Annotated in this window: 12 protein-coding genes and 1 pseudogene; 6 read left to right on the top strand and 7 right to left on the bottom strand. The window is 64.3% G+C overall.

The genetic code is table 11. The features are described 5' to 3' along the window. The first annotated feature begins 74 nt into the window (after positions 1–74). Complete coding sequence (locus CUJ89_RS35795; protein ID WP_161556588.1) at positions 75–2,387, top strand: TonB-dependent siderophore receptor; 2,313 nt, start codon at positions 75–77, stop codon at positions 2,385–2,387. 23 nt (positions 2,388–2,410) lie between these two features. Here the strand turns inward: CUJ89_RS35795 and CUJ89_RS35790 are convergent, their stop codons facing one another. Then, positions 2,411–2,866, bottom strand: coding sequence for a GNAT family N-acetyltransferase (locus CUJ89_RS35790; protein ID WP_161556587.1), 456 nt, complete (start codon positions 2,864–2,866; stop codon positions 2,411–2,413). A 68-nt stretch (positions 2,867–2,934) separates the two neighbouring features. Beyond that, positions 2,935–3,381: a hypothetical protein gene (locus CUJ89_RS35785; protein WP_152036695.1), complete on the bottom strand. Its 447-nt coding sequence runs from the start codon at positions 3,379–3,381 to the stop codon at positions 2,935–2,937. A 409-nt stretch (positions 3,382–3,790) separates the two neighbouring features. Here CUJ89_RS35785 and CUJ89_RS39000 point away from each other — a divergent pair. Then, a pseudogene (locus tag CUJ89_RS39000) lies at positions 3,791–3,871 on the top strand (deacylase); the annotation flags it as partial. A 189-nt stretch (positions 3,872–4,060) separates the two neighbouring features. On the opposite strand, the gene CUJ89_RS35770 reads toward CUJ89_RS39000, so the two are convergent. The 4 genes from CUJ89_RS35770 to CUJ89_RS35755 all read right to left on the bottom strand — a co-directional run bounded on the left by CUJ89_RS35770 (position 4,061) and on the right by CUJ89_RS35755 (position 8,883). Beyond that, complete coding sequence (locus CUJ89_RS35770; protein ID WP_114182485.1) at positions 4,061–5,110, bottom strand: helix-turn-helix domain-containing protein; 1,050 nt, start codon at positions 5,108–5,110, stop codon at positions 4,061–4,063. A 146-nt stretch (positions 5,111–5,256) separates the two neighbouring features. Further along, positions 5,257–6,783, bottom strand: coding sequence for an amidase (locus CUJ89_RS35765; protein WP_114182142.1), 1,527 nt, complete (start codon positions 6,781–6,783; stop codon positions 5,257–5,259). Positions 6,784–6,837: 54 nt separating this feature from the next. Next, the gene (locus CUJ89_RS35760; RefSeq protein ID WP_114182141.1) at positions 6,838–7,890 is read right to left on the bottom strand and encodes a phenylacetaldoxime dehydratase family protein; all 1,053 of its coding nucleotides are present in this window, start codon (positions 7,888–7,890) and stop codon (positions 6,838–6,840) included. A 96-nt stretch (positions 7,891–7,986) separates the two neighbouring features. Next, a complete protein-coding gene (locus CUJ89_RS35755) occupies positions 7,987–8,883 on the bottom strand; it encodes a transporter (protein WP_114182140.1) in 897 nt (298 codons plus the stop codon). A gap of 26 nt (positions 8,884–8,909) precedes the next feature. Between CUJ89_RS35755 and CUJ89_RS37915 the strand changes: the two genes are divergently transcribed. The 4 genes from CUJ89_RS37915 to CUJ89_RS35740 all read left to right on the top strand — a co-directional run bounded on the left by CUJ89_RS37915 (position 8,910) and on the right by CUJ89_RS35740 (position 11,960). Further along, a complete protein-coding gene (locus CUJ89_RS37915; protein ID WP_152036694.1) occupies positions 8,910–9,101 on the top strand; it encodes a hypothetical protein in 192 nt (63 codons plus the stop codon). Positions 9,102–9,413: 312 nt separating this feature from the next. Then, positions 9,414–10,013, top strand: a complete 600-nt coding sequence (gene nthA / locus CUJ89_RS35750; protein ID WP_114182484.1) for a nitrile hydratase subunit alpha — start codon at positions 9,414–9,416, stop codon at positions 10,011–10,013. Between the two features lie 43 nt (positions 10,014–10,056). Next, positions 10,057–10,710, top strand: coding sequence for a nitrile hydratase subunit beta (nthB, locus tag CUJ89_RS35745; protein ID WP_114182139.1), 654 nt, complete (start codon positions 10,057–10,059; stop codon positions 10,708–10,710). Then, on the top strand, positions 10,707–11,960 hold the full coding sequence (locus CUJ89_RS35740) for a GTP-binding protein (RefSeq protein ID WP_114182138.1): 1,254 nt from the start codon (positions 10,707–10,709) through the stop codon (positions 11,958–11,960). Before nthB ends, CUJ89_RS35740 begins: the two co-directional genes overlap by 4 nt. 327 nt (positions 11,961–12,287) lie before the next feature. Here the strand turns inward: CUJ89_RS35740 and rpoD are convergent, their stop codons facing one another. Further along, entirely contained in the window at positions 12,288–14,282 is a 1,995-nt protein-coding gene (gene rpoD, locus CUJ89_RS35735; RefSeq protein WP_201752431.1) for an RNA polymerase sigma factor RpoD, read from the bottom strand. Positions 14,283–14,565 lie beyond the last annotated feature (283 nt).

The following is a 14,565-nucleotide window of genomic DNA, read 5'->3' as shown; positions in this document are numbered from 1 at the left end:
CCGGTTTTTTTTACATTCATATCGACCATGTATGCTCGCGCTCCGACCTGACTGAGCAGCATGGGATGTTTAGCGTGTTTAGTAAAATCGGAGTAAACGGCATCGTCGGATGGGTGCTGGCGGCCATAGGGTGCGGCGTGGCCGCGCTTGCATACGGCGACGACGGCGCCGTCGCGTTCCACGTGGCCGGCGGCCCGCTCGACAGCGTATTGCTTGAAATCGCGCGGCAGGCGCATGGGGTGCTGTCGTTCGACAGCGTGCTGGCGACCGGCCGGCAGGCCGGGCCGCTGGACGGAACGATGACGGCGGCCGAAGCATTCGCCCGCGCGCTCGCCGGCACGCGGCTCGAACTGGCCACGGCCGACGACGGTACGTGGACGCTGCGGCGCACCGGCGGCGCGGACATGCGTTCGGCCGGCATCGTGTTGCCGCCGATTCAAGTGCGTGCCCGGGCCGACGACGAATTCGCCGAACCGCGCTCGGCGGCCGCTGCGCGCGTCGATCTGCCCCTCGCTGAGACGCCGCAGTCGGTCGGTGTCGTGAACCGGGCCGTGCTCGAGAGCCAGCAGGCCGAGTCGGTCGCGGACGCGCTCGCGAACGTGAGCGGCGCGACGCCCGTGTATGACGAAAGCAATGCGAACTATGGCGTCGGGATTCGCGGCTATACGGCCCAGGCGCCGCTCGTCGACGGGATGATCGTGGAGTCGGCGGACTATCCGCCGCTCGCCGGCATCGAACGCGTCGAGGTCGTCAAGGGCCCCGCGACGGCGCTCGCCGGCGGTGCGCCGAACGGCGGGATCGTCAACCTCGTCACGAAGCAGCCGCGCTTCGACCGGCACGCGACGTGGCAAACGACGCTGTCGTCGCGCGGCCGGCGCGAGAGCACCGTCGACCTCAGCGACGCGTCGCACGACGGCCGGCTCGGCTACCGGTTCGTCGCGAGCGGCAACCTGAACGGTCGCACCTATGGCGGCTACGACGGACAGCACGGCTTTTTCGTCGCACCGTCCGTGCGCTACCGCGACGCCGACACCGACGTCACGCTGCGTATCGAGCGCTACCGGCAGCGCGTGCCGGCGTTGCCGTATTCGGTCGGCGGCGACGACGGCCTGCCGCTGCCGCACACGTCGCTCGAGCCGGCCGGCGCGCGCGACGATCATCTGGGCAACGATTCGCTGCGCGCGGCGCTGAGCGCCGAGCATGCCCTTGGCGGCGGCTGGAAGGCGCGCGTGCGTGCGACGTGGCTGAACTACGAGTCGATCTCGCACTGGTACGTCCCGTATGCGCCGCTGGATACGCCGGGCAGCGTCGTGCTCTATGGGCTGCATTCCGTGCAGCGGCGGCACGAATCGCTGGCCGCGGGCGAGCTGCTGCGCACGTTCGACACGCACGGCGTGTCGGGGACCGTGCTTGCGGGCGTCGAGTACTGGCGGCTGTCGTCGACTTCCGATATCGCACCGTACGCGTTCGCCGTCCAGAACCTGTATGCGCCGCACCCGCTGCCGTCGGTCGCGACAGGGCCGCTTGCGCGGACGTCGGATTCGGCGATGCGGCAACTCAGCGGCTACCTGCAGCTCGAGATGCTGATTGCCGACCGCGTCAGGGTGCTCGCGTCGTTGCGGCACACGAACGCGCTGCTGGACAAGTCGCTGAGTTCGCCGCTGCAGCGCAACGCCGTGTGGTCGCCGAACCTGGCGGTCAGCTATGCGATCACGCCGTCGGTCAATGTGTACGCGAACTGGCTGCGCGGCTTTCGTCCGTCGCTCGACACCGTGACATGGGACGGCAAGCTGCTCCAGCCGACTCGTACCGAGCAGATCGAGGCGGGCGTCAAGCTGTCGCTGTTCGGCGATGCGCTGACCGCGACCGCGGCGGCGTACCGGCTGCGCGATGACGGCAGGATCATCGGCGATCCCGCGCATCCGGGCTTTTACGCGCGCGTACCGGGCGAGCGCAGTCGCGGCGTCGAGTTCGACGTCGCGGGGCAGGTGCTGAAGGGGCTCAACGTGATCGGCTCGCTGACGCTGGCCACGTCAAATTCGATCGCGAATCCCGACGGTTCGCAGATGCGTGCGCCCGGTGCGCCGTCGCGCGCGGGCAGCCTGTGGATGACCTATGCGTTCCAGGGGCCGCCGCTGCGGGGTTGGGGCGTCGGCGGTGGGGTGTTCTTCCGGTCGCAGCGGGGTGCGGGCTTGCCCGGATACGTGGTGCCGGGCGACGCGCGCATCGATGCGGCGATGTTCTACCGCGCGGAGAAGTGGGCCATGCAGCTCGGCGTGAAAAACGTTTTCAATCGGCGCCTTTACGGCTCGGCGCTTTACCCGAACTTCATTCCGGTGCTGCCGGGCCGCACGTTCGTGCTGACCACCACGCTTGCGTTCGGTTGAGCGGTGCGGCGCGCGTGTCGCGCTCAGGGCCGCTTGCCGTACACGCGTTCGATCAGCCGGTAGCCGAGCGCCTCGAGTGCTCCACCGAGCGCGGCGTTCGCGGTGCCGATCACGAGCATCTGCACGTTGCGCGTGCGCAGTGCGCGTTCGGCGGCGGCGATCAGGTGCTGTCCTTCGAAGCCGCCGCGATAGGCGGGATGCAGGTAGAAGAAGTCGGTATACGCGCGTCGTTCTCCGCGCATCGGCGCGTCGCTGACGATCGACACGTAATAGCCTGCGAGTACGCCTGCCGCGCGCGCCGTGACGATGCAGAGGCGGCCGTCACGGGCGATCTGCCGGTAGTGTTCTGACGCGAGGCTGGCGAGGCCGGCCGGATCCGGCCGCATGTCGTCGGAGAGTTCGTGCCAGTGCAGCGGCAGCATGGCCACGATGTCGGACCATACGGCCTCGAAATCTTCCTGCCTGTATTCGAGGCGCATTGAAGGGGGATTGTCCCGATGAAGAGGGAAGCGCCGCGCCGGCGGGGCAGCTGCCGGCGCGGACCGCATTATGCTGACATCGTCGAACCGGAACCCGATTGCATCTGGCCCATCATCAACTGCATCAGGATCTGCATCAGTTCCTGCGTGATGTTCTGGGCGCCGCCGGCCTGCGAAGCAAGACCATTCGCGCCATTCGCGCTATTTGCACCATTCGCGCCGTTCGCGCCGCCAAAGCCCGGCATGCTGTTGGACAGGCCGTTGTCGTTCTGCGAGCCGTCGCTCTGTGCGCTGTTCTGCAGCATCATCATGATCAACATCGCCAGCATCTGGTCGAGTGCTTGCGAGTTGCCGTTCGCGCCGCCCGTGGCGTCGTTCTGTGAGCCGGAACCGTTCAGCGCGTTAATGCCGCTCGTCGCGAAATCGTTCTGAGGCAGGGACATGCCTATCGAGATACCCATCAGTTGCTCCTTCGGTACTTGTTGAAAAGAGAGTGTCCGTGGTAGTGGACTCACCGGACGGACGCCGCGTGATCCGATAAAACGATAGGGCGAAGGGCGAGTTGCAGGCGGGGCGGCCGCGAAGCGGTGTGCGGTTGCACGAAATGGCGAGGTCTGTGCAGGGTGAAGTTTGCGCTGCAGTGTCCGCCCGTCACCGCTGCGAGACGGACTCCCAAGACCGGGAGCGCTGCCGGATACGAATAGCCTTCACCGGTGTGACGCTGGCCGGCTTGATCACGGACACAAACCAGGCGAATCTTACGGTTGCGGTCGCGCGGCGCGCCGACGGTATCGCGTCCGTATCGAACCCATTGCGGATCGATGCACAGCCGCGGTGAGCGTAGCCTTTTCCGTTCCGTATTGGACACCTTGCAGTCGCAGGTGGCTTGTGATCTCGCGCTCCCCGGCAAGTCGAGGTGCGAAGCTGATTCACATGACGCAGGACGAATTCCTGTCACTGATGGGGATGGCCGAGTGCGCGCATTTCTGGCACAAGATGGGGGGATGGTGTTGTCCTGATGCGGAGGTTGTGGCTGACCCTGGCCCACAAAACTGTCCCGTTTGGAAGTGGAAGATTCCGGTATGTGAGGCTAGACCGCGGACGTCCCAAACGAGTCACGGATTTTGGGTACCCATCAATCGATGGTCATGATTTTCAAATTGGTAGATTTGCACAGCGACTGATGCAAGGCAGTCATACAGACAAATGGTCGCTCGCGCGCTGCAGTTCTCGCCATGCCCGCGGTGACATCGCAAACCGCTCGCGAAACACGCGGCTGAAATGCGACATGTCGTTGAATCCCCAACGCAGCGCGATGTCGGACACGCGCAGCACCGTACACCGAGGATTCGCAAGATCGTCCGCACACCGTTCGAGTCGCAGGTTCCACACATAGCGCATCAGCGATGTATTCTCCGCCTCGAACAGCTTGTTGATATACCGCGATGAAATTCCCATTGCGTGCTCGATCATCAGCGGATTCAATTCTGGATCGCGCAGGCGCTCGAGCAGATACCGCTTCACACGTATCAGCGTTAGCGCCTTCATCCGCGACTGCGCGAGGTCGTTGCGCTGCAGGCTCCCGACCGTCATCGCAATCAGCGAAATCGCGGTATCCGACAACTGCAGCATCTCGTCCTCGGACACATTACGAATCTGAGACGACATTTGCTCGAGAAACCCGCGCATCACGCTACCGACGCCTTGCCCGGTCTGAATCGGGCATGCGGTGCGGCGTTCCATTCCGACAACGAGCTGGTTTAGCGTCGGGCGGGGAATGCTGACGACGATTTCGCGCCACGACTGACCAAACTGCAGTCGATGCGGCCGCGTCGCGTCGTAGATGGCGAAATCGCCGGGATACAGCGTGACGATATTTCCGTCCTGTTCGACCGACTGGCTGCCCTCGAGCATTAATACGGCAAAATACTTGTCTTCGTACTCGCTGCGCGCCTGACGATAGCACCGAGTCACCGCCTGCTCACTCGCACGGATCTCAGAGATCCGCATCTTGTCGCACTTGCGCTGCCTCACCTGGCCGAAGAAGTCACTTTTCTGCACGGCCGCAATCTGCACGTCCGCGAACAGGCGCAGGATCATCTCGCGCCAGAATTCGATCCGCTGGCCGACTGAACCTGCGGTCTCGACGTCGATCGATGCGTTCGTCCATTCGCACGGTGCGCCGCCGGGTACAAGGGCCATTGCGTCACCGTGCACGGCGGGAGGGATCGGATACGTTGTCATGATCGTGCCCCACATGGATGAGCGAACGAGTAGCCGGTAGCGTGCCCGTTCAAAAACGCGGTGTCTAATCGATTCAACTGCTTACGCCGCGTTGCCTGTCGGACCGACAAGCGGCGCGGCGCCGGTGCGCTACCGCGCCGGGCACGTCATGCGAATGTCGCCTGACGCCAGTCGGACGATTGTTCATACGCATACGCGCAGCGGTAGATCGTCGCCTCGTCGAAGCGGCGCCCGACCAGTTGCAGCCCGATCGGTAGATCTTCCGCTACTCCGCACGGCAGCGACATTGCCGGATGCCCGGACACGTCGAACGGCGCGGTATTCGCGAGCATCTCGAACGCCCGCGTTAGCGACTCGGACATCGCGCAACGCGGCTCCGGCAGTTTCGACGCGCGCATCGGTACTGTCGGCATCAGTAATAGATCGTACGACTGCAGCGCTGCGTCGTAATCCTCCCGTAATCGTCGCGCGAGGTTCTGACATTTCGCGTAGTAGCGACCGCGATACCGGCTCGTGAAATATTCACCGAGCAGCATCGTCACCTTTACGGTATCCGGTAGCTCGTCGGCGCGCTCGCGCCAGCCCGCGTGATGATCGATCATGCCAGTCACGTACAGGCCGCCCCAGTTGAAGCCGTGGCTGTTCCCTTTCATCATCTGCTGCGTCGCGCCTTCGGCCGCAATCGGCAGCCAGATCGCGGTGCCGGCCGCATGCAGCGGCACCGACACGTCGTCGACGCTCGCGCCGAGCTTGCGCAACCGGTGCGCGGCGACGAGCACCGCCTCGTCGACCACTGCTTCCGAATTCGCGAGCCCAAACGCTTCGCGCAGAATTCCGATCCGCAGGCCAGCGATGCCGTCGCGGATCGCGCTGAGATAATCGGCGCGCGGCGGCAGCGCCCGTTGGCGCGGATCGAGTCCGTCGTCGCCAGCGATCACGTCGAGTAGTAGCGCGTTGTCGAACACGTTGCCCGTCATCGGCCCGAGATGATCGACAGTCGCCTCGATTGGCATTGCGCCGGTGTACGGCACGAGCCCGTGCGTCGGCTTCATCCCGTAGATGCCGCAATATGCAGACGGGATCCGCACCGAGCCGCCCTGGTCGCTGCCGAGCGCCATGTCGACCTCGCCGCTCGCGACCAGTGCGCCGCTGCCGGACGACGAGCCGCCGGACGAGTGCCCGGCCTTGTGCGGATTGTGCACGGGCCCGGACGCGCTCGTGTGCGAGCCGCCAGAAAAACAGTAGTACTCGCAGGTCGACTTGCCGGCGATCGTCGCGCCGGCATCGAGCATCCGCGTGACGACGGTCGCGTCGACATCGGGCACGTAGCCCTCGAACGTACTCGCGCCGTTGCGCATCGGCACGCCAGCGACGCAGATATTGTCTTTCACGGCCGCTGTCTTGCCATGCAGCTTGCCGTCGGCGGCGCCGTGGATCGTGCTCTTGCGTGCCCACGCGCCGTAACGATTCTCGTCGCCTTCCGGGCGGTAGCCGGGCGTGCGCGGATATGCGACGATCGGTAGATAGTCGGGCAGCGCGTCGATTGCGTCGTACGCGTCGAAGTTCGCCTGCAGGGCATCGTCGTAATCGGCGAGCTGCCGGGCGTCGACATGGAAGCCGAAGCCGGCTGCGATGTCGGAAAGTTGTTCGCGGGTCGGGCGTTTGATGGCCATCGACGTTCTCCAGTTCAGTAAGGCGGCGCCCGCACCGCGTGGCGCCGGCACGATTCAGCGGGCGATGGCGTCGCGCATCATCCCGGTGCGCTGATGGCAGTTCGTATATTCGTAGACCTGATGTTTCGCGTCGAACACGGACACCTCGTGATACAGCCGCAGCTTGGACAGCCCGGTGACGACGCGGAAGAACGTGACGAAGATCCGCAGATGCGTCGGATGGGATTCGGCCCAGCGCTCGAGGCGGTCGAGCGAGCGCCAGTGGCCGATGTTGTAGCTCTCGTCGAGCAGGTTGCCGTCGAGATCGATCGACCGCACGTAGCGGTTGCTGTAGCAGCCGACGTCGGCACCGTTGTCGCGCAGGAACGCCATCCCGCTGCGAAGCGTCGGTTCGATCTCGTCGAGATACAGCCGGCGCTCGGCGTCCTCGGCATCACGCCAGTCCTGTCCGGAGCGGATCAGCGCGATGTTGTCGTGCGCGAGCACGACCACGCGGCCGCCGCGCGCCGGATCGCCTTCGACGATCCGTAGTTCGCCGTCCGCGTGCATCCAGTCGGTCTGCGAGATCGGAAACCGGTCGCGCATCGATCCCCAGTAGCCGTGTTCCTCGATCTCGCCGCTGACGCCGTCCATGATCGCGCCGACACCGGGGAAGTCGCTCGTGAACGCATAAAGCGTCTCGAACTGTTCCGCGCGCGGTGCGACGATTTCGCGGAAGTAGCCAATCCCGTCCGCTAGGCGCGCGTCGGACGCCCACCATTCGGTAACCGCCGGCGACGCAATCCAGCGCGCGTACGCGGCCGGGTCGCGCCAGTAGCCGACGGCGATCAGGTTGTCGTAACCCTGGTCGTCCGTGTGCTGTGTCAGGTCATGATTTTGCGGGCCGTCCGGCGCGCCGAAATCGGCGACGATCCGACGCAAGGCGGCCAGCGCGGCGGCGCGCTTGTCGGCGCCACGATACTGCACGCCGAAATAGCCCATCACGACCTGGCTCAGGTCTTCGGCGGCCCGGGCGACGTACATCGGGAACGGCGGCTGGTAATCGTCGGCGACGCGACGCGAGAGCGTACGCGGGCAAACCAGGTGTTTGTCGATGGCGGATTCCATACATGACCTCTCTGGGAAGGGAATCGGGTGTCGATGTATCGACGTTCAGGAAACGAAGTGATCTGCGCCGCCCTGGGGGCCGGTGCATGTGCATCGTCAGAAAATGTGTGCGTAGCGCAGGCCGACCAGCACGCTGTTTTTCGGCCCGTTGTGCACGCTCAGGTCAGTGCCGAGCTGAATCTGCACCTGGTCGGTCTTCGTCACGAACTTCGCTGCGGTGATCCGCATTCTCGTCGTGCGAAGCGCGTCGTTGTTGGCGACCCCGTCGACACTCGTTGCACCGCCCCAGAGCTGCGTGATTCCAATGCCGAGCGACGTGCCCGGATCGGGCATGTAACGCACCATCGCCTGCGCGCTGTAGCTCATCCGCTGATGCCGCGTCGTGCCGTTCGCGCCGTATGACGTATTGTTGCCGTACCAGATCGCGTCACCGACGAGATCGACCGCCCACTGTGGCGAGAAGTGTTTGATGTACGCGGCCTGGAAGTCGAGTGACCAGCGATGCGCGCCAAGATTGAGGCTCTGGTTCTGGTTGTAGCTTCCAGTCGGTGCGTAAAGGTAGACGGTCGCGGCGGCGACGTCCTTCGCATCGTTCAGGCGGAATTTCAGCGGCGCGGTGAGGATCACGTCGCCGACGCCGGTCGTGCTGCCGAGTGCGCTGGCGTTGCCGAAGGTGCTGACATGGCCGAACGGCAGCAGCACCTGTGGATCGATCGTCAGCCGATCGGTGAGCTGGAACACGTGCAGCAGTCGCGCGATGCCGATATTCGACTGCAGGTCGAAATTCGACGTCCTGTTGCCGTTCGCGTAATACGCGTTCGTCGCCGAGTAGTTGTAATACAGCACGCCAATCGTCGCGCCTGCCGGGTACTGCTCGTAGTCGCCCGGATCGACCTCTACCGCGCCCGCGTAATGCGATGCAACCACCATCAGCGACATGCCGATCCAGCGTGCAATTTGCTTCAGTTTCGTTCTGTTGATGTTGTCCATCATGCCCCTTGCCTGGATGCGCAGACACCATGACGCCCGACGTGCGGCGAGCGTGCGCCGTTGCCGGACGCCGGAATCGTGGTGTGCTGCCTAGCTGTTATCCCGCCGGCGCGTCCGGCATGCCGACGATTCGCGACACCGAACTACCGTCGCTTGATGGTGAGAATAAGAAGGCAAAATCCGCGTTTCTGTTTTCCGGCGGAACAAGAAATTGGCTGTGACGGGCCTCCGCGGCCGGTGCCATATCGCGGCAACAAAACGGGTGTCGGCCGCAGTCGTTTCGTGTCGGGGAATGCGCCTGCGGCCGGGCGCCTTGTCCAATACAGCGGATCGCCGCGCATCCGTTCCGCGTCGCCACCTATCTCGCGACGGGGCCGTCCGAGCACAGTTTCCGATCCGTGGCGGCAAAGAATCGCGCTTTTTCTCTTCTTACCCTGCTCGTTGAGCGTGACCGACACGACGTGTCCGCACTCGCCACGGAAGCAGCGACGCCGTGGCGGCGGTCGACCCGAACCACCACAAGGAGCCCCATGATGAGCGTGATCCCTTCCGCGGAAACAGCCTCGACGCCTGGCGAACGTGCCTGGGCGCTGTTTCGCGTGATGAAAGAGAAGAACCTGATTCCCGACGGCTATATCGAAGGCCTGAAGGAATTGATGTCCACGACCTGGGATCCGGCCAACGGCGCGCGCATCGTCGCGCGCGCGTGGGTCGATCCGGCGTTTCGCGAGCTGCTGCTGAGGGATGGCACGGCCGCGTGCGCGCAGTTCGGCTACACCGGCCCGCAGGGCGAATACATCGTGGCACTTGAAGATACGCCGACGCTAAAGAACGTGATCGTCTGCAGCCTGTGCTCGTGCACGAACTGGCCGGTGCTCGGGCTGCCGCCCGAGTGGTACAAGGGCTTCGAATACCGCGCGCGGCTCGTCCGCGAAGGGCGTACGGTGTTGCGCGAACTCGGCACCGACTTGCCCGACGTCGTCGTCGTGAAAGTCTGGGACACGACGGCCGAAAGCCGCTATCTCGTGCTGCCGGTGCGGCCGGCCGGCAGCGAGCACATGACCGAGGAACAACTGCGCACCCTTGTCACGAAAGACGTGCTGATCGGCGTCGCGCTACCGCGCGTGAGCTGACCCGCACGCACTTTCCTATCCCCCTTCATCGCGGAGATCACTCATGGACGGCTTTCACGACCTCGGCGGCTTCCAGGGCTTCGGCCCGGTGCCGCACACGATCAACAGTCTCGGCTACAAGCCGGTCTTCAAGGAAGACTGGGAGCATCTCGCGTACAGCCTGATGTTCATCGGCGTGGACCAACTGAAAAAATTCAGCGTCGACGAAGTGCGTCACGCGGTCGAACGAATCGACGTGCGTCAGCACGTCGGCACGCGCTACTACGAGCGCTACGTGATTGCGACCGCGACGCTGCTTGTCGAAACCGGCGTGCTGACGCAGGACGAACTCGACGGCGCGCTCGGCTCGCATTTCCGGCTCGCGAACCCGCCGCATTCCGCCGGCCGCGCGGCGCCTGCCGGCTCGGCGCGGTTCGAGGTCGGCGATCGCGTGATTGTTCGCGACGAATGCGTGAGCGGGCACATCCGCGCGCCGGGCTACGTGCGCGGCAAGGAAGGCGTCGTGCTGCACCGGACGACCGAATCGTGGCCGTTCCCGGACGCGATCGGCCATGGCGACCCCCACGCTGCGCATCAGCCGACTTATCACGTCGAATTTCGCGTGAAGGATCTGTGGGGCGACGCCGCCGACGACGGCTATGTCGTAGCCGACCTGTTCGAAGGCTACCTGGACCGCGCGTCGGAGACGACCGCATGACTGCGCCGGTGAATCGGTCCGCGCCGGCCGTTCCGCCGGCGCGGATTCCGGTGACGGTGCTGTCCGGGTTCCTCGGCGCCGGGAAGACGACGTTGCTGAACCACATCCTGCGCAACCGCGCCGGCCTGAAGGTTGCCGTGATCGTCAATGACATGAGCGAAGTGAACGTTGACGCCGACGATGTGCGACGCCATGTCGAGCTGCATCGTGGCGAGGACGAACTGGTCGAGATGAGCAACGGCTGCATCTGCTGCACGCTGCGTGCCGATCTGCTAGAGCAGATCAGCGCACTTGCACGGCAGCGTCGCTTCGATTATCTGCTGATCGAATCGACCGGCATCTCGGAGCCGATGCCGGTCGCGGAGACGTTCGCGTTCCTTGACCGCGACGGCTTCAGTCTCAGCGAGCTTGCGCGGCTCGACACGCTCGTTACAGTCGTCAACGGCGAGACGTTTGAGGACATGATCGCGTCGGTGGACCCGATCACGCGGGACGCCACGCTGGCGAACGATAACGACGCCGGGCCGCCGCGCAAGCTGTCAGACCTGCTGATCGAACAGGTCGAGTACGCGAACGTGATCCTCGTCAGCAGGCTCGACCGTATCGGCGACGAGGGTTTCGACAGGCTGCGCGCGGTGCTCGCGTCGCTGAATCCATCCGCGCGGATCCTGTCGATGCGACACGGTGAAATCGATCCGTCAGACGTCCTGGATACTCGGCGCTTTGATCTGTCGGCGCTCGTCGAGTCGCCGGGATGGATGCAACGTATGAAGGTCGACGAACGGCCGTCGGAATCGGACGCGTACGGTGTCACGTCGTGGGTCTACCGCGAACGCGCACCGTTTCATCCGGCGCGCCTGCTCGCATGGCTGCGCCAACCGTGGACCAACGGCCGGCTGCTGCGCTGCAAGGGATATGTCTGGGCCGCGCACCGACATGCCGAGATCGGCATGCTCGTGCAGACGGGCGGCAGGTTCCAGTGGGGCTACGTTGGCCGATGGTGGCGATTCGTCCCGCCGTCGGACTGGCCGCGCGACGACTATCGCCGCGACGGCGTGCTGGAAAAATGGGAGGAACCGGTCGGCGACTGCCGACAAGAGATCGTGTTCATCGGTCAGGCGATCGATCACGCGCAGTTGCGACACGAGTTGGATGCGTGCCTGCTGACAATAGAAGAGATCAACGCAGGGCCGGAATCGTGGGCACGGCTTCCGGAGGCCGACGCATTCGATGTTCTCTCGGCCATTTAGCGACTCAGTTGGCAACGCCTCGGCGTGGCATGCCCGGCCCGAAAGACGCTGCGATGGGGGATTTTGATTTTCCAAAGCGCTTGTTTCCCGTCTCGCTAACTGCGCTTATCTTGACCAAGGAAGACGCAGCGTCTGGAGGGAGTAGGGCTTATCGAGAGCGGGGGCAAGCGTGCGATGGATCGCTTTAACGACTTCCGAAACGATTTCGCCCACGTGTTCGGCCACGACGTCGACTTGAGCGATGTCGCTCGTCTGGTGCGCGATCTGCCAAACGATGACAGCTGAGGCGCAGCGGGTTGAGGTTCCGCTGCAGACCTCGGCCTATGCTCAACGCTCGAGAAAGGGTCTCAACTTGTCTGCGCGGCTGGGATGCATCAGCTTGCGCATCGCCTTGCTCTCGATCTGACGGATCCGTTCGCGCGTCACGTCGAACTGCTTGCCGACCTCTTCGAGTGTGTGATCGGAGGTCGTGTCGAGCCCGAATCGCATCCGCAGGACCTTGGCTTCGCGCGGCGACAGCCCGTCGAGCGCCTCGTCGATCGCCGCGCGCATGTTCGCGTGAATCGCGGCCTCGGCCGGTGAACTCGCGGAGGCATCCTCGATCAAGTCGCCGAGCGTCGCGTCGGCATCGTCGCCTACCGGGGTTTCGAGCGACACAGGTTGCCTGGCGATCTTGAGGATGCTGCGCACTTTCTCCTCAGACAACTCCATGCGCTCGGCGAGGATGGCGGGATGCGCTTCCTGCCCGGTCTGTTGCAGGTGTTCGCGCGAAATCCGGTTCAGCTTGTTGATCGTCTCGATCATGTGGACCGGCACGCGAATGGTCCGCGCCTGATCCGCAAGCGCACGCGTGACTGCCTGCCGGACCCACCAGGTCGCGTATGTCGAAAACTTCCAGCCGCGCCGGTACTCGAACTTGTCCACCGCCTTCATCAGGCCGATGTTGCCTTCCTGGATCAGATCCAGGAACTGCATGCCGCGGTTGACGTATTTCTTGGCAATCGAGATGACGAGACGAAGGTTCGCTTCGATCATCTCCCGCTTGGCCTGCCGCATTTTCAGCTCTGCGGTACTCATCTGGCGGTTGATCTGCTTGAGCTGCTGCAGGGGTAGCGAGACCTTGGCTTCGATGTCGACGAGCTTTTGCTGCCCGGCCTGGATGGCCGGCAGATGCCGCTCGAGTGCCGCGCCACACTGCCGCGAAGTCGCCGCCGTGCGACTGGTCCATTCAAGGTCGGTTTCGTGTCCCGGGAACGACTCGACGAACGCCTCGCGTGACATGCCGCAGCGGTCGACGGCGATCGCCAGGATGCTGCGCTCGATCGCACGAACCTCAGTCACTTGTTCATGCACGCTGGCACACAGGCGGTCGATCGTTTTGGCGGTGAAACGGATTGGCGCGAGTTCGCGCTGGATCTCCGCGCGCACTTGCGCAACGGCTGCGGAGTGCGCTTTGCCGGTAACGGGCGCAACCGGCAACTGCTCGAACAGTGCACGCACGCGCGCGAAAATCGCAAGGCTGTCGTTCGTGAGTTCTTCGAGGCGGGCCGCGTTCGCTTTCTCCGAATCCCCGGCGTCCTCGTCCGCATCTACGTCGTCACCGTCCGTGTCATTGTCGGAGGCGTCTGCTTCCACCTGGACATCATCGGATTCAAGCGCCACGTCACTTTCTTCCGCGGAGTCGCTGATGCCATCGACCAGTTCGTCGATACGCAGATCGCCGGCGGCGATGCGGTCCGCATCGACAAGAATCGTCGACACGACCGACGGGCACGCGGCGATGGCTTGAATCATGTCCTGCAGGCCGCTTTCGATACGCTTCGCGATCTCGATTTCGCCAGCGCGGGTCAGCAACTCGGTGGCACCCATTTCACGCATGTACATCCGGACCGGATCGGTCGTGCGACCGAATTCGGAGTCGACGGTCGACAGTGCAGCTTCCGCTTCCTCGTCCGCCTGATCGTCGGATGCCGCGGCAGGCGCGGCGTCGCTCAGCAGGAGCGTCTCCGCGTCTGGCGCCTGCTCGTACACGGCCACCCCCATGTCGCTGAACGTGCTGACGATCGTTTCCATCGCAGCAGTTTGCGTAAAGTTGTCGGGCAGGTGGTCGTTGATGTCCGCGTGGGTCAGATAGCCGCGCTCACGGCCAAGGGCGATCAGCGCGCGCATCTGGCGTTGACGCTCCTCGTCCTGGCGCGCCATCGACGCGACGTCCAGCGGTGTTGCGGCACCCTGTGCCTTATCCTTCGGGGCGCGGCGGCCGGTCTTTGACGTGGCCGCGATCACGCGGGAAGCTGAATCTTCGCGAACTGGGTTTGCCAATACATTCTCCTCGACAAGTTGGCCGACGATCGTCGCGGACGTGACGGGCCGGTCAAGCCTGTCGGGGGGCGAACGAAATCGTGGGACGGCGCACGGACAGTCGAGGCCGGAATGCCTCTCGCGGATTGCGGTGCGCGCAGAATGGGGAACCCTAAATTATACTGGTAGTCATTGTGCGGCGCAACATCTTTTTCAATTGACGGTCGTCCTCGCTCGCTTCCCGCTCTGTCGGCGTCCTGGGCAGCGCCTATGGCCTGTCATTCCGGCAATCCGGGGCCGTCGG

The sequence above is a fragment of the Burkholderia pyrrocinia genome, from assembly GCF_003330765.1.
Taxonomy (GTDB): Bacteria; Pseudomonadota; Gammaproteobacteria; order Burkholderiales; family Burkholderiaceae; genus Burkholderia; species Burkholderia pyrrocinia_B.
The sequence above is the reverse complement of the archived record's forward strand: the minus strand, read 5'-3'. Positions and strand labels throughout refer to the sequence as shown.

What these genes read in the sequence shown, in the direction of transcription:
- CUJ89_RS35765 (WP_114182142.1), bottom strand. Translation starts at nt 6,783, where the DNA reads ATGGCCATCAAACGCCCGACCCGCGAACAACTTTCCGACATCGCAGCC.
- nthA (WP_114182484.1), top strand. Translation starts at nt 9,414, where the DNA reads ATGAGCGTGATCCCTTCCGCGGAAACAGCCTCGACGCCTGGCGAACGT.
- nthB (WP_114182139.1), top strand. Translation starts at nt 10,057, where the DNA reads ATGGACGGCTTTCACGACCTCGGCGGCTTCCAGGGCTTCGGCCCGGTG.
- CUJ89_RS35755 (WP_114182140.1), bottom strand. Translation starts at nt 8,883, where the DNA reads ATGATGGACAACATCAACAGAACGAAACTGAAGCAAATTGCACGCTGG.
- CUJ89_RS35770 (WP_114182485.1), bottom strand. Translation starts at nt 5,110, where the DNA reads ATGACAACGTATCCGATCCCTCCCGCCGTGCACGGTGACGCAATGGCC.
- CUJ89_RS35790 (WP_161556587.1), bottom strand. Translation starts at nt 2,866, where the DNA reads ATGCGCCTCGAATACAGGCAGGAAGATTTCGAGGCCGTATGGTCCGAC.
- CUJ89_RS35740 (WP_114182138.1), top strand. Translation starts at nt 10,707, where the DNA reads ATGACTGCGCCGGTGAATCGGTCCGCGCCGGCCGTTCCGCCGGCGCGG.
- CUJ89_RS35760 (WP_114182141.1), bottom strand. Translation starts at nt 7,890, where the DNA reads ATGGAATCCGCCATCGACAAACACCTGGTTTGCCCGCGTACGCTCTCG.
- CUJ89_RS37915 (WP_152036694.1), top strand. Translation starts at nt 8,910, where the DNA reads ATGACGCCCGACGTGCGGCGAGCGTGCGCCGTTGCCGGACGCCGGAAT.